Source organism: Leeia sp. (assembly GCF_041909055.1).
Classification (GTDB): Bacteria; Pseudomonadota; Gammaproteobacteria; order Burkholderiales; family Leeiaceae; genus Leeia; species Leeia aquatica.
The window spans coordinates 360,815-375,301 of record NZ_JAYREC010000004.1; the positions used below are offsets into that span (position 1 = coordinate 360,815).

Below are 14,487 nucleotides of genomic sequence, written 5' to 3' on the forward strand. Positions count from 1 at the left end.
CAGTCAGGCCAGTGCGCCCACAGTGAACCGCATGCTGTGCCCGCTACCGATCTCCGACGTCAGCGCCACCCCATAGGCACGCTGCAGCGGCTCGGGCAGCAAGACAGCCTCGGGTCGCCCCCAGCCCAGCAGCTGCCCGCTTGCCAGCAAAGCAACCTCATCAGAATAACGGGCGGCCAGTTCAAGATCATGCAGTACCTGTACAACCGTGCGCCCTGTCCGGGCCAGCTTTTGCAACAAGCGCTGCAAGGCATGTTGATGTTTCAGGTCCAAATGATTGGTCGGCTCATCGAGCAACAGACACGGCGTCTGCTGCGCCAGCGCCCTTGCCAGTGCCGCGCGCTGGCGCTCGCCACCAGACAGGCGCGACAAAGGCTTGTGCATCAAGGGCAGCAGCTCCACCTGCTGCAAGGCGTGCTCCAGCAGCTGCCGGTCCGCAGGCGGCAAAGGTGTCCAGCTGTCGCGGTGCGGGTGGCGCCCCAGTGCTGCGTACTCCAGCACCGTAAAGGGTAGCGAGTAGTCCGGATGCTGTGCCACCCAAGCCATCTCCCGTGCCCGCTGCACCGCATCAAGGCGGGACAGGGGCTGCCCCTGATAGTCCACCCGACCGGCCGCCACTGGCAACAAGCCTGCCAATACCCGCAGCAGGCTGGTTTTGCCTGCACCGTTGCAGCCCAGCAGCGTCGTCAGCCGTCCCGGTTGAATCTGGCAACTGACCCCTTGCAGCACCGGTTTGCCACCACGCGCCACGGTAACCGTGTCCAGTTGCCAGCCGAGGGTGACGGGTATCATGCGGCCTCCTTGCGACGTTGCTGCCGCCACAGTAATAGTACAAAGCACGGTGGCCCGATAAAGCACACCAGAATACCCACCGGCAGGTCCAGCGGGTATGCCACCGTACGCGCCAGGGTATCCAGCACCAGCAGCAACAGCGCGCCACCCCATGCGGACAAGAGAATAAGCCGACGCCGACTGCCCCCGCTAAACATCGCCACCCCGTTGGGCACCAGAATGCCAATAAAGCCGATAATGCCGGCCAAGGCGACCGCTGCGCCGATGCACAGCGCCGTCCCCACAATGGTCAACGCGCGCACCCGGCTGACTTCCACCCCCAGCAATTGGGCTGAATCATCCCCCAGCAGCAGTACATCCAGATTACGCGCTTGCCAGCACAGCAGCAGCAAACCCAGCACCACGCATGCCAGCGCGGGCAGGTAATCGCTGAAACGAGCGGCGGACAAATTACCTGAGAGCCAGGCCATGGCGCCGCGCAGTGCCAAATCATCGGACAGAAACAGCAGCAGGCTAATACCCGCGCCACAGGCCGCCCCCACCATCAGGCCGATCAGCAGCAAACCTCCGGTACCCCCACCCACCCAGCGATGCAGCAGCAGGATGAACAAGGTGGTGAGCACGCCGCCACCAAACGCCACCAGCGGCAACGACAGCGCCACCATGCTGCCGGTGCCTGCCGTCACCAGCAACAGCACCACGCCCAACGCAGCCCCGCCACTGGTGCCCAGCAGGCCAGGGTCCGCCATCGGATTGCGGAAAATGGCTTGCAAGGCAGCCGCGCTGGCAGCCAGTGCAGCACCGACCAGCAAGGCTGAGGCCATGCGCGGAAGCCGAATGTGCCGCAGCAGTGGGTCTTGCCAGTCCGGCCAGACCCAGCCCTCGCCGCCCTGCCCTGCAACCCATAGCAGGAGCAGCACGCTGCCGAGCAGGGCCAGTAGCTGCGGCATGCCTGGCAATCGGACCTTCTGCACCACAGCCCAAGCGAGGGTCGTCATCACAGTGCCTGCAGACGACGAACCACGGCTGGGCTATTCAGCCCAACGGCAAACACATCCAGCACATCCATCTCGAACAGCTTGTGCTGTTTGACGGCAGGCGTGTCTGCCAGCTCTGGCCGTGCCGCCAGCGCCTCCAGCGAGCCGTACACAGGCCGGTTGTGGCGCGCCACAATCACCACATCGGGCTGCAATGCCTGCCACACCTCCCGGTTGAGGCGAGTCATGCCGCTCCACTGGCCTGCCACATTGACGCCACCCGCAGCACGAATCAGCAGGTCTGCCGCCGTATCGCGTCCGGCAATCATGGTCCCGTCGTAGCTGATCAGGAAACGCCGACCTTTGGCTTGTGCCGGTGTCATGCCCTGCTGCCAGCGCTGAGCCAGCTGCTCCGCAGCCTCACCGCGCCCAAGCAACAGCCCGGTCTGCCGGATCAGCGCCGGGAAATCGCTGCCATCCGGCTTTGTTCCCAGCAGATGCGCGTTGACGCCCATGTCACGCAGCTGCTGCCAGATGGCAGGGGGCTGCGCCAGCTCGCTGCCGAGTACCAGTGTAGGCTTGGCCTTGATAATCGGCTCCACCGTCAACGCCCGGGAAAACCCGATCACCGGCACCTTGCGCAGCGTTGCGGGTTTGAGGGCATTACGATCACGCCCGACCAGCTCGTTGCAACGGCCCAGCGCACACACCAGCTCAGCCATGTCAGGCGTCAGCGCAACGATGCGCTCCGCCGCCATGGCGGGCAGGCTGCCCAGCAGGGCTCCGGTCAGCAGCAGTTTACGCAGCATGGCTCAGTTCCTGTGGCAGTTCATCCAGCACGGTGCGCCAGCCTTCCAGCTCCGGCTGGCCGGGCTTGCGCTCGCCAAACAGGGTAGCGATGATGCCGCCCTCGCCGTCCAGCAACTCCAGCGAGCTGACGATGCCATCATCGGTCGGCTTGCGTACCACCCAGGCCTCGGCGATGGCGTCCTGCCGCAGGTGCAGGTTAAAGCCGGGGTCCAGCACATTGATCCACGGCCCCATTGGTTCGATGCGCTGCACCGGTCCGCTGTGAATCTGGATCATGCCGCGATTGCCGACAAACACCATGATGGGGAGGCTGCGCTCAGCGGCGGTACGCAACACCCGATCCAGCGCATCCGCGCCCACCCGCCAGGTAAAACCCTCTGGCGCAAAGCGCAGCGCCTGACGGCGGGACACCTCGAAACGTCGGGTCAGTCCAAAGAACTGGTGGGTATCGGTCAGGTCTTTCCAGCCTTGCTGGAAACCGGCCACGTCGATCGACTCGTCCGGGGTTTCGCCTGCTTTGGCGACGACGGGCTCGAACTGCAGCGCTTCGCCATCAAATTCGGTGAATTCATCCACCAGCGCCTGCCAGGCCTTAGCATCGCTACCCGCACGCTGGAACACCTTGTGCACCGCTTCACCGTGGCGATCGAAGAACTGCAGACTATGTTGCTCGCCTTCGCCCTTGGGCTCGCTCAGCGCAAACGCGCAGTACCAGTGGCTGAAGAAAATGCGCAGGTCGATTACCCCCAGGGTCAGCCCGACCTCTGCGCTGCCTTTCAGCTCGCCGTACTGGCCCACTTTCTCATGCACCGCCGCATCATTGCGGGTGAGTGCCATCACTTCGCCCAGCTGGTGAAAGCGCCCCAGCAAACCAGTCCAGTCCGACTTCAGCCGACAGCTGCCCGGCATCACCGCTACCAGCTCGGCTTCACTCACGCCCAGTTTCTCGGCGGCATCACGCTGGCGCAGCTTGGCACCGCTGGCCAGCAGGTCTTGCCAGGCTTGCAGCAGGGCTGCACCGTTCAGGGTCTGTGTCATGTTGTTCCCCTCCAAAAGCGATCCCCCGTTGACGGACGGGGTAGCCGGGCCACCGAAGCAGCCAGTTCAGGTTCAATCAGAAGCGGGCTTCAAGCGATACGGCAAAGGTGCGGCCCGGCTGGGTATAGCGATCCAGCACCGTGCTATTGGCCGCCACACCACGCACGTCCGACCACAGCCAGTACTTGCGGTTGGTCAGGTTGTAGATGCCAAAACGCAGGGTGGTCTGCTTGCCAAGATTGACGTGACCACCCAGGTCCAGCGTGTTGAAGGATGGTGTGCGGTAATACACCACCGGCTGCGAGCCGGTCGCATCGGCGACCCGACGTTGGGCATCAACATGTACCCAGTCCAGACCCAGTCCCCAGTCGGCATTGGCATACGCCAAGCCCAGCGTGAACTTGGCGGGATCAACCGAATTCAGCGGCGCGCCATTGTCTTCCGACTGGCCACGGGTGTAACCATAGGCCGTGCGTAACGTCCAGTTGCGCATGAAGGCCCAGTCCGCCCGCAGCTCCAGCCCTCGGGTGCGCACCCGGCCGATATTCTCGTTGCGGTATTCCGTGGAAATACCGTTGCCGTTGGTATCCCCTTTGTTCAGCGGCACCGCTTCAATGAAATCGCGGTAGCGGGTCTGAAAAGCCGTCGCGGAGAAGGACACACTGTCCCACTGTCCGCGCAAGCCCAGCTCCATGCCTTTGCTGCGCTCAGCCTTCAGCGCCGCATTGGGGAAAATCTCGTACTGTCCGGCCGCATTGACAAAAGCCGTCGCGGTGGCGTCATACGGCGGGTTGCGGAAGCCTGCTGCCAGTTGCCCAAACAGGGTCAGGTGTGGGTCCAGCTTCCACTGCATTGCCAGTTTGGGGGTCCAGGCACTGTCGCTGTAGTCCTGTACCTTCTGCCCCGAGGTATTGGCGCGCGCAAAATCGGCATCGGGCGACAGTTTCAGGCGATAGCGGTCGTAGCGTAGTGCCGGTTGCAGCGAGAAACGATCGCTCAGGGCGATGGCGTCCTGCATGAAGACACCGATGCGATCCACCTGGGCATCCGGGAAAATCTTGCTCGGATAGGTTTCGCCTGCCACGGTCTTGTTGACCGTGCCAGTAACCAGGTTGATTTCCGAGCGGTCGCGCGGACGGCGAGTTTCAGTGCGGCTGACATCCAGACCATAAACCAGATCATGGCTGACCGAGCCCCACTGCAGGCCCTTCTGGAACTGCACATCCATGCCCAGCATGTCCTGTTCGAAGCGGCTGTCGGTCAGTCGCAGACGGTTATTGCTGCGCCGTTCGCTGGCAGTTTCATGAAAGCGCAGCTGCTGGATATAGGTATTGAGCTTGAGGTGGTCGAACAATGCGGTATTGCCATCGTATTCATAGCCCAAGCCCAAGCGGCTGCGTTCACTGTGGTCCTCGCCCTGACTGTCCAGAATATTGATGACCGGGCCGCCACCTGCTGCCACCCCACGTTCTGACAGCAAATTGGTTTGGCTGTTACGACGGAAGTGATCCAGCGTCAGGGAGAGGCGATGCCCCTGCCCCAGATTGCGCTCCAGCGTGGCCAGAATGCCCGTACTGTTCCAGTCTTGCGGGTTGGGTGTCGTGCGCTTGCTCTTGGCCGTCAGGTCGCTGGCATCGTTGCTGCCCTGATTTTGCCGCGCTTCGCCTTCACGGCGAACCAGTTGCAGCAGCGTCGCCCAGTCCTGGTTGCGCCAAGCTAGCGTCGCACTCAGCCCCTTGCGCTGGTCTTGGCCATCAAAGCTGGCCTTGGCACGGAATGCCACTTTGCCGGGTTCGGTGGCGACATCTTCGGGCCGCAAGGTGCGCAAAGCCACCACACCGCCCATGGCATCACTGCCATAAGCACCCGAGAACGGGCCCTTGACCAGCTCCACCCCGGCCAGACTGTCCGGGTCCAGCAGGTCACGTCCGGAAATGGCCGAGCCACCACCCCGATACTCATCCGGCAGCCGGACCCCATCCACCAGCATCAATACCCGGTTGCCTTCAATACCACGGATGGTGACACTGCCATTGCCGCGCCGGATCAGCTCCGTCGGCAGGCTGACATTAGGTTCAAGCTTGAAGACATCCTTGGTGTTGACCACCTGGCGGCGGTCCAGCTCACTGCGAGGCACCAGACTGACGTTGGTCGCCGTGTCTTCTGCATCGGTGGCCACGCGGTTAGCCACCACACTCACACTGCCCGGCGATGCGACTACCGGTGCCTCATCTGCAACCGCTGGCACCGCAGCAACCAGCACCAATCCGGCCAGCGGCCAGCTATCCTTTACAGCCATATTCCCCCCGATGACGGTCGTGCCGTCATATTGCATATCGCGTGGCGGGCTGGCTGGTACTACAGCGGGCTGGCTAGGCGTTGTGTAAGGGTGCTCAGGGCACCTTGGTCAGGATCAATTTGTCATTGCGCGTCCAACGCAGCAGGTAGCGTTCCCCCCGATGCTCAATCAGCACCTCCCGTGATGCAGCAAACAGCACCTTACTATCCAGTATGGGTAGCGCGGGCCGTGTCGCGGGGGCCTGGGTATTGACTTGGGGCTGACGTACTTGATCCATGTCACGAATGATAATAATTTTCATTGCTATATGCAAGTTTTACAAAGCACCTTGATCATTTTGCAAAACTGCACAGCGTTGCCCTGCCCCATTGCGCGGCAGGGATAGGCAAATCGACAACCCATTGGCATAATCGGGCCATCCCTGCCTGAGGTACGCCATGTCTACCCCATCACGCTCCGCATTCACAGATATGCCGTTTCTGCTACTCTTCATTCTGACACTGCTCAATGCATTGGTTGGTCGCCCACTGTGGCTGGCCATACAGAGCAGCCAGGCATGGCGCAATGGTGTCGCGGACATCTTGCAAGGCAGCATGACCCTGCTTTTGCTGTTGATGCTGCTGATACGCGGCCTGCAACTGAAGAAACAAAAGCCACCACACCATTAATCGTTTCATGACCACCCCAGGTCAAACAGGAGGGCAGATGCTGCGCATGGTGTTCTGCATGTGCCTGCTATGGTGGACGCTGCCCGCGCACGCCACCCTGCTGGAGGTCGTCACCGAGGAAGGCCCGCCCTTGCAATATCTGGAGCAAGGCCAGATTCGGGGGGCGGGTGCCGAGTTTGTAGAACGTCTGCTGCACCGGGCAGGCTATTCATACCGGCTGAGCATGGTGCCGTGGGCTCGGGCCGAGCTGATGGCCACAACCCAGCCGAATGTCCTGATTTTTTCAATCGCCAGAACCCCCATACGGGAAAGCCAATATCAATGGATCGGGCGTTTGCTCACAATCCAGTATTCACTATTCCGCCTGGGTAGCCGGGGAGACATCCAGCTTGAGCGGCTGGAGGATGCCAAGGTCTGGCGGATCGGCGTGGTCAAGGGCGATGTACGGGCCAACTGGCTGCGTGATCAGGGTTTTGCTTACGCCAGTGGCACAGGGCCTGGTCTGGAGGAGGCCCCCACCCCTTTTGATAATCTGCGCAAACTGCAGGCCGGCCGGGTCGACTTGATCCCCAGTTCCACCCTGGGTCTGGTGGGCTTTTGCCAGCAAACCGGCCAGCGCTGTGACCAGCTGCTGCCCATTCTGGACCTGCCGTTTCGTGCCGAACTCTACCTGGCGGCCAGCCAGGGTACCGCCCCTGATGTCCTTGACCGGCTGCGCAAGGCCTATGGCCAATTGATCAAGGATGGCAGTTATGATCGCATGCTGGGTGGTTATCAAGCGCAGTAACCGTACGTCGGCCCCGCTGTTCACCGGCGAATGCGCGCCCTACACTGACAACCGTTGACCGGATGGTCTTTGGTTACCATTAGGCAAACCCGCCTACACTGCACGTCATGCATTTACTCATTATTGAAGACGACTTTGACCTTGGCATGGCGCTGCAACAGGCGCTGAAGTCCGAGGGTTTTACCAGCGAATGGCTACGCCGCATTGCTGATGTCAGCAATGCAATCAACATGGCGGACTACGCCTGCGTGCTGCTGGACCTGACCTTGCCGGATGGCAGCGGCTTTGACTTGCTGCGCCGCTGGCGCAAACAGGAATTGACCGTGCCCATCATTGTGATGACCGCACGGGATGGCCTGCAGGATCGGCTGGACGGGCTGGATGGCGGTGCCGATGACTTCGTGGTCAAACCCTTTGCGGTGGCTGAACTGATTTCACGCATCCGGGCCGTGCAACGGCGCTATGCCCAGCAAAGCAGCGAAGTGTGGCGCATTGGCGAGCTGGAAATTCATCCGCGCCGTCACCTGGTCCAGTTATCGGGTGAACCGGTGGAATTGTCGCGTCGGGAATTCCAGCTGCTGCAAGAGCTGGCACGGGATGCGGGCAGTGTGGTGGCCAAGGGCGCGCTCTCACAGCGGCTGGAGCCGCTGGGTGATCCAGTGGACTTTGCCACGCTGGAGGTCCACCTCTCCAACCTGCGCCGCAAGATCGGTGCAGAGCGGATCCGCACCCTGCGTGGCATTGGCTACATGCTGGTAAAATAACACTTTCCCCGCCCGAGGACTGTCCTCTGATCCCCGTCGCCCACCATCCGGAGCGCCGTGCCAGCCTCTGGTCCCGTCTCAGGACCAGTGTGCGTCAATGGCGCCTGCCCAGCCTGCGCCGACGGGTGCTGGTGGGGCTGCTGCTGTCTGTTTTCCTGCTCTGGCCCATCCTGATTCTAGTGGGCTATCTGGAGATACAAAACGAAGCCCCCCCCTTGAAACAGGTCAGTATGGCCATGCAAAGCGTGGTGGCCCAGATCGACGATAAAGCGCCGATCGAGGTGATCTGTAGCCGCATTCTGGCCCAGCAGAAACTGCTGGAAGCGCTGACCCCCAATACGGCAGATGATGCGGTCCTGCTCTGGCAGGTCAAACACGAAACAGCCGGCATGCTGCTCAACCTTGGCAGAAGCTACCGCCTGCCGGATACGGACTTGATCGATGGCAACCATCGCTTGCAGATTGGCGATGCCAGCTTTGATGTTCTGCAGGTCACCAAAGGCCCATGGCGAATCCGCCTGGGGCTGACCTCGGTCACGGACCTGCGCCTGCTGTGGATGCTGGGCAAGGACATCTGGATTTACCTGATGGTCGCCTTTCTGGTGCAGCTGATCCCGATGTTCATCGCCGTGAGTGGCGGCATCCGGCCACTGCGGCAATGGAGCCAGCGTATCGCCGAGCGCAAGCCCGACGACCTGCGGCCTCTGGAAGAAGCCGCACGCTATAGCGAGCTGGAGCCGATGTCGAATGCGCTCAACACCCTGCTCTGTCAGCTGCGCGGCAAAATGGACCAGGAACGGGCTTTTGTGCAAAACGCGGCGCATGAGCTGCGTACCCCAATGGCCGTCATCTCCACTCAGGCCCACGTGCTGGCGAGTGCGACGGATGATGACACTCGCCAGCAAGCAAAACTGCATCTGGAGCATGCGGCCCATCGGGCCTCCCATCTGATTGGTCAGTTGTTGCAGCTGGCCCAGCTGGAGACCGACCATGCCCCTCGTCCTGCGCAGCAGCTGGATGTGGCGCAGCTCTTGCGCCTCTCGCTCGCCCAGCTCTTCCCACTGGCAGAGCGCAAGGCTCAGGAACTCTCCCTGCAGGCCCCGGACCAGCTGTGGGTGACGGTGGACCGGGATGCCTTGCAATCCATCATCGACAACCTGATCGGCAATGCCATCCGCTATGTGCAGGAAGGCGGCTCCATCGCCGTCTCGCTCAACCTGGAAGGCGCATATTGGCAATTGCAGGTCAGCGATAATGGCCCCGGCATCCCGCTGGCTGACCGGGTACGCATCTTTGAGCGCTTCTATCGGGTGGCCGACAACACCCAGCCTGGCACAGGGCTTGGACTGGCCATTGTCAAAGCCGCCTGCCAGCGACTGGGGGGAAGCATCCAGCTCGGAGATGGCCCGGAAGGGCGTGGTACCTGCTTTACCGTTCAGATACCGATGCACGCGCTGACACATTGAACAGCTTATAGGTGCATCCCGCCCTCTGTTAAACTGTCGTTCCGTCAGTCCTCCAGAGTATGTTCATGCGCCATGTCTACCTTATGCTGTGCATTGCCGGAACCGTGTGGCCTTTGACCCATTTCTTCCCTTTTGTGCAAGCGCACGGTCTCGATATCCCGCACTTCCTGCAGCAGCTGTGGGTCAATGACATCAGCCGTTTTTTCGCTGCCGATGTGGTCTGCTCAGCGGTCAGCTGTGTCAGTTTCATGGTCGTGGAAGGTCGGCGCATTGGCATGCGGCAGCCTTGGCGGGCGGCATTGGGGCTGATAGTCGGTGTCTCGCTGGCCCTGCCCCTGTTCCTGTGGCTACGTCAGCGCCACCTGGAGCAACAAAGCCAACTGGCGCTGGCCTGACACACGGCTAGCCGTGCTGAGCCCTGTCCGTCCGGGACAAGTAGTACTGCCCGGCATGGGAAAACAGCATGCCGATACAGGTGGTCTGTTCGATCTGGGCGGCATCAATCGCCGCCAGCAACTGGCTGCCATAGCGCAATGCCTGCTCGATCCCGGCCACCGCGATGGCCTGTGACCGGTACAGGCGCTCATCCCAGCGACTGACAAACTCGCCGCTCTCAGCATATTGCACCACGTAGCCCAAAAACAGGGCTTCTTCCGGCAAGCCCAGCTGCGACCGTGCCGACGACTCCGCACAGGGCCGCACCCCAGGCGAATGGGGATGCCGCTCGGAGCGGGGTGGCTCGGTAAACGCTGACAGCATCATGCTCATGGCCGTTCTCGCTTGACTGGGTATGGCAATGCAATATTCATACGTCTTGCCCTGCATGCATATTAGTACATTATCCTAAAAAAATTACAAATGCATGCATCCGTCCATCTACGGATAGACGGCCCGCCAGACCAAGCAACCGCTCAAGTTGCCTGCCCCCTGACCGAATGGCCATGGCATCCCATGCCGCAATTGCTAGCATGACAAGGCACACTGGTCGCCCTTTTGACATCCGGAGCCCCCCATGCCGAACACCGCCATTCCGTCTCAACTGATCATTGACCTGACTCAGACCGATTTGCCCGTGGATACCCCGGTCTATGTTTATGTGGTAGGGCTGGTCGGCAGTCTCTACTACTACATGGACGCCAATGGTGCACCACAGCTGATGTCGCTCAAAGACAACACGCAGACTGCAGGCACGTTTCCTGACATGAGCGAATTGAGCCCGGCAGCCCAGGATGCCTTGTCCATCAACTACCCGCTGGACTGGGCAGACTGGAGCATGGCCGTGAGCGTAGGCAGCAATCTGATCCTGCCACTGGGCAATATCAACACCACCACCATTCCCACCTTGGGTACAGGCACCCAGGCATTCAGCGGCCGGGTGTATTTCTCGGTTGGCGTTCCCAGGCTGCCTTTTACGGTGCAGGGCAGTGGCAACACCGTGACGGGCTATACCGCACCGGTGTTCGGCAACGGCACCGGCGTGGGGGGCTCGCTTTGCCTGTATGACTGGATTGAGTTCTCTTATGATAGTGAAGGCAATTTCAACGGCAACCCGACCCAGGTCAACCAGTTTGGCTTCCCGATCTGGCTGCAAGCCACACCGGTTGGCGAGTCCCCCTACCCCACCCAGGGGCAGTACAACAGCAGCCGATCCCATATCCTGCAAGACATTGCCAACATGTCCTCACCGTGCGGTGGCACGGCGGCACTGCTTGCCCCGCCTGCGGCAGCCAGCGAGGCCTACCCCTCCAGCATCACCTACCTGCGCGGCCTCTCGCCCGATACCCTGAGCGGCAGCAGCCAGCCACCGGCAACACTGAACGCTTACTTTGACACGGTCATCCAGCAAGCGGCTGTCGCCTGGCAAACCACACCGCTGGTCACGACAGACTTGAGCACAGGTAGCTATACCGGCGTGGTATATCCCTTGCAATATCCCAATGCCCCCACGGCCCCCACCGGCTATCCAGCCGGCGCACTGGCCTTCTACGCGGGCAGTTACACCATGGCCGAGCTGGTCACCGCGCTGCAAGCGACCCCGTCCCTGGCACCGGCGTTCTACATCTCGGCGGGTAATGGCCTGCCCACCAGCAGCGCGGACATCTGGCAATGTGCCAATTCACTGGCGAGTGGTGGCACCGCCCAGCTGAATGTGGGAAAAATGCTGGCGGCCGCATTTAACCGTGGCATGATCATCAATGCGGCAGGTACGGTTACCACCAGCCTGGATGACAGCACCTGCGCCAGTGAGGCCAACCAGTTCTATGCAGACGGCACCTGCTACAACCCCTGGGCAGAAGCCTTCCATAGCTACAGCGCCAATGGCCTGGCCTACGGCTTTCCGTACGATGATGTCTGCGATCAGAATCCATCCGTACCGCCAGCAGGAGACAGTCTGGTGGCCAGTTTCGTACGCCTGACGCTAGGTCGCTTTTATCACTGAGGCACTCAGCGCGCTGTCCTGAGGAAATGCGGTCAGGCAGACCTCCCGCACGGCATGCCGCAACCAGCGGTGCGCGGGGTCTGCCTCGAAACGTGGGTGCCAGAGCAGGGAAACGGTAAAGGCCGGCAGCTCAAATGGTAAAGGCAGCATCTGCATCCCTTCGCTCAAGGACAGGCTGTGTCGCTCCGGCACAGTGGCCACCAGATCGGTGCGCCGAGCCAGCGCCAGCGCAGTGGCAAAGCTGCTGACCACGGTGTGATGCTGGCGCTGCAGGCCATGCTGCGCCAATGCGCTATCCACCTGTCCATGCAATTGCTGTCCCCGGGTGACCACCACGTGTGAAGCCGCGGCATAGCGCTCCGCTGTCAGCGGTTGTGCCAGCAACGGATGTCCGGCGCGGACGGCCACCACAAACCGATCCCGGAACAGGGACTGCGCCCGAAGCTCGGGCGCCATGTCCTCCCCCACCACACCCGTATCCAGGTCCACGCTACCGTCCCGCAACGCCGCACTGTTCCTGTCTACCTTGAGCATGAAGTTCAGGCGAACACCGGGTGCTCGGGAGGTCAAATACGCCAGCAAAGCGGGCCCGACCGCTTCCACAAAGCCCTCGCGACACCGCAGGGTAAAACTGCGCTGCAATTGCGCCAGCACCAGCGGACGTTCGGGACGCAGCGCCATCTCCACCTGCTGCACCAGCAGTGCCACCGATTCCCGTAATGCCAAGGCGCGCGGGGTCGGCACCAGACCCCGCCCCGCTCGCACCAGCAGCGGGTCACCGGTTGTTTCTCGCAACCGTGCCAACGCCCTGCTCATGGCCGACGGGCTGAGCTGCAAGGCGCGCGCCGCCCCTGCCACACTGCCCTCCCGCAGCAAGACATCCAGCGTATGCAGCAGGTTGTAATCCGGTGCGTTCATGCGACCTCAATGATATGGCGTTCAATGCACTTATTATGTGCAAACCATGCGTCTTCCGCCACCTATTGCCAGCCTCTACACTGCAGTCAAACCTTTTCATTAAGCAGGAATCATCATGAACGAAACGTCCACCGCGCCGCCTATCCGGGGCATTCTGCTCAGCCTGTCGCTGGCCATGCTGCTTTCCTCTCTGGGTACCAGCATTGCCAATATCGGCCTGCCCACGCTGGGGAAAGTGTTCTCTGCCCCCTTCCCGCAAGTGCAGTGGGTGGTGCTGGCCTACCTGCTCAGCCTGACCAGCCTGGTCATACTGGCCGGCCGACTGGGCGACTTGCTGGGCCGTCGTCGCCTGCTGCTGATCGGGCTCCTCTGGTTCGCGCTGGCATCACTGCTGTGTGGACTGGCCCCCAGCCTGCCCTGGCTGATTGCCGCACGCGGTTTGCAGGGTGCGGGCGCCGCCATTCTGCTGGCCCACACGCTGGCGCTGGTTAGTGAAACCCTGCCCAAAGAACGCAGTGGCCGTGCCATGGGGCTGATGGGAACGCTCTCCGCCGTCGGCACCGCGCTGGGCCCGACGCTGGGCGGCAGTTTGATCAGCTACGTCGGCTGGCGAGGGCTGTTTCTGGTACTGGTCCCGATCAGCGTGCTGACCTGGTTGCTGGCCCGTCATTACCTGCCGAAGCCTGTTGAACAGCGTAAGACACCATTGCAGCTGGATTTAGCTGGCACCGCCGTGCTGATGATCGCACTCAGCAGCTACGCACTGGCCATGACGCTGGGACGCGGCCATATGGGCCGCCTGAATCTGGTCTTGCTGGCGGTAGCGACCCTGGCACTGTACTTGTTCCTGCAGATTGAACGGCGCAGCAGCAGCCCGCTGGTGCCTTTGCGCATGCTGCGCAATACCCAGCTGTCCAGCGGGCTGATGATGAGTGGACTGGTCTCTACGGTCATCATGTCGACCCTGGTGGTGGGTCCGTTCTATCTGAAACACGCGCTGAGCCTGCCGGATGGCCTGGCGGGGCTGGTGATGTCTTGTGGCCCGATTGCTTCGGCACTCAGCAGTAATCTGGCTGGCAGACTGGTAGACCGCTTCGGTAATCTGCGCATGACCCGGCTGGGGCTGACCGGCATGCTAACAGGCGGCATACTGCTCGGCTTGATCGCGCCTCACCCTTGGTTACCCGGCTATATGCTGTCTACAGTCCTGCTGACCGCCAGCTATGCCTTGTTCCAGACAGCCAATAACACGGGCGTCATGGCAACCTCTGTGCCAAGCCAGCGCGGGGTAACCTCCGGCATGCTCAATCTTTCACGCAATCTGGGGCTCACGACCGGCACCGCACTACTGGGCACGGTATTTGCGGCAGGCAGCGGTAGCCTGGATATCAACCATGCCAGTGCGGTGCAGGTTGCACTGGGCATGCAGACCAGCTTCGCAGCTGCTTCAGGCTTGACCCTGCTGGCCTTGCTGCTGGCCTGGCGCATCCCTGCCACACCACGGACAGCTCAGGAAACCGGTCAATAA

15 protein-coding genes are annotated in these 14,487 nt (G+C 61.6%); 7 read left to right on the forward strand and 8 right to left on the reverse strand.

Annotated elements, in window-relative coordinates; genetic code table 11:
• Positions 1–3: 3 nt before the first annotated feature.
• The 6 genes from ACE3O2_RS12640 to hemP form a co-directional block, all read right to left on the reverse strand.
• Positions 4–792, reverse strand: a complete 789-nt coding sequence (locus tag ACE3O2_RS12640) for an ABC transporter ATP-binding protein (protein WP_374338021.1) — start codon at positions 790–792, stop codon at positions 4–6.
• Positions 789–1,790 (reverse strand): FecCD family ABC transporter permease, encoded by a 1,002-nt coding sequence (locus ACE3O2_RS12645; protein WP_374338023.1) that lies wholly within the window; start codon positions 1,788–1,790, stop codon positions 789–791. The genes ACE3O2_RS12640 and ACE3O2_RS12645 overlap by 4 nt, the downstream gene beginning before the upstream one ends.
• A complete protein-coding gene (locus ACE3O2_RS12650) occupies positions 1,790–2,578 on the reverse strand; it encodes a hemin ABC transporter substrate-binding protein (protein ID WP_374338025.1) in 789 nt (262 codons plus the stop codon). The genes ACE3O2_RS12645 and ACE3O2_RS12650 overlap by 1 nt, the downstream gene beginning before the upstream one ends.
• The gene (locus ACE3O2_RS12655; protein WP_374338027.1) at positions 2,568–3,617 is read right to left on the reverse strand and encodes a hemin-degrading factor; all 1,050 of its coding nucleotides are present in this window, start codon (positions 3,615–3,617) and stop codon (positions 2,568–2,570) included. Before ACE3O2_RS12655 ends, ACE3O2_RS12650 begins: the two co-directional genes overlap by 11 nt.
• Before the next feature lie 76 nt (positions 3,618–3,693).
• Complete coding sequence (locus tag ACE3O2_RS12660; RefSeq protein ID WP_374338029.1) at positions 3,694–5,916, reverse strand: TonB-dependent hemoglobin/transferrin/lactoferrin family receptor; 2,223 nt, start codon at positions 5,914–5,916, stop codon at positions 3,694–3,696.
• A gap of 94 nt (positions 5,917–6,010) precedes the next feature.
• Entirely contained in the window at positions 6,011–6,217 is a 207-nt protein-coding gene (hemP, locus tag ACE3O2_RS12665) for a hemin uptake protein HemP (protein ID WP_374338031.1), read from the reverse strand.
• Positions 6,218–6,353: 136 nt separating this feature from the next.
• Between hemP and ACE3O2_RS12670 the strand changes: the two genes are divergently transcribed.
• The 5 genes from ACE3O2_RS12670 to ACE3O2_RS12690 all read left to right on the forward strand — a co-directional run bounded on the left by ACE3O2_RS12670 (position 6,354) and on the right by ACE3O2_RS12690 (position 9,996).
• The gene (locus ACE3O2_RS12670; RefSeq protein ID WP_374338033.1) at positions 6,354–6,584 is read left to right on the forward strand and encodes a hypothetical protein; all 231 of its coding nucleotides are present in this window, start codon (positions 6,354–6,356) and stop codon (positions 6,582–6,584) included.
• A gap of 37 nt (positions 6,585–6,621) precedes the next feature.
• Positions 6,622–7,371: a substrate-binding periplasmic protein gene (locus ACE3O2_RS12675; RefSeq protein ID WP_374338035.1), complete on the forward strand. Its 750-nt coding sequence runs from the start codon at positions 6,622–6,624 to the stop codon at positions 7,369–7,371.
• 107 nt (positions 7,372–7,478) lie between these two features.
• A complete protein-coding gene (locus ACE3O2_RS12680; protein ID WP_168877356.1) occupies positions 7,479–8,135 on the forward strand; it encodes a response regulator in 657 nt (218 codons plus the stop codon).
• A gap of 89 nt (positions 8,136–8,224) precedes the next feature.
• Positions 8,225–9,601, forward strand: a complete 1,377-nt coding sequence (locus ACE3O2_RS12685; RefSeq protein WP_374338037.1) for a sensor histidine kinase — start codon at positions 8,225–8,227, stop codon at positions 9,599–9,601.
• 65 nt (positions 9,602–9,666) lie between these two features.
• Positions 9,667–9,996, forward strand: coding sequence for a DUF2834 domain-containing protein (locus ACE3O2_RS12690; RefSeq protein WP_374338039.1), 330 nt, complete (start codon positions 9,667–9,669; stop codon positions 9,994–9,996).
• Positions 9,997–10,003: 7 nt separating this feature from the next.
• Here the strand turns inward: ACE3O2_RS12690 and ACE3O2_RS12695 are convergent, their stop codons facing one another.
• Positions 10,004–10,369 (reverse strand): hypothetical protein, encoded by a 366-nt coding sequence (locus tag ACE3O2_RS12695; RefSeq protein ID WP_374338041.1) that lies wholly within the window; start codon positions 10,367–10,369, stop codon positions 10,004–10,006.
• Between the two features lie 244 nt (positions 10,370–10,613).
• Between ACE3O2_RS12695 and ACE3O2_RS12700 the strand changes: the two genes are divergently transcribed.
• Complete coding sequence (locus tag ACE3O2_RS12700) at positions 10,614–12,041, forward strand: beta-1,3-glucanase family protein (RefSeq protein WP_374338043.1); 1,428 nt, start codon at positions 10,614–10,616, stop codon at positions 12,039–12,041.
• Here ACE3O2_RS12700 and ACE3O2_RS12705 read toward each other — a convergent pair.
• The gene (locus ACE3O2_RS12705; protein WP_374338045.1) at positions 12,021–12,959 is read right to left on the reverse strand and encodes a LysR family transcriptional regulator; all 939 of its coding nucleotides are present in this window, start codon (positions 12,957–12,959) and stop codon (positions 12,021–12,023) included. The two genes, ACE3O2_RS12700 and ACE3O2_RS12705, sit on opposite strands and share 21 nt — an antisense overlap.
• Before the next feature lie 115 nt (positions 12,960–13,074).
• Between ACE3O2_RS12705 and ACE3O2_RS12710 the strand changes: the two genes are divergently transcribed.
• The gene (locus ACE3O2_RS12710; RefSeq protein ID WP_374338047.1) at positions 13,075–14,487 is read left to right on the forward strand and encodes an MFS transporter; all 1,413 of its coding nucleotides are present in this window, start codon (positions 13,075–13,077) and stop codon (positions 14,485–14,487) included.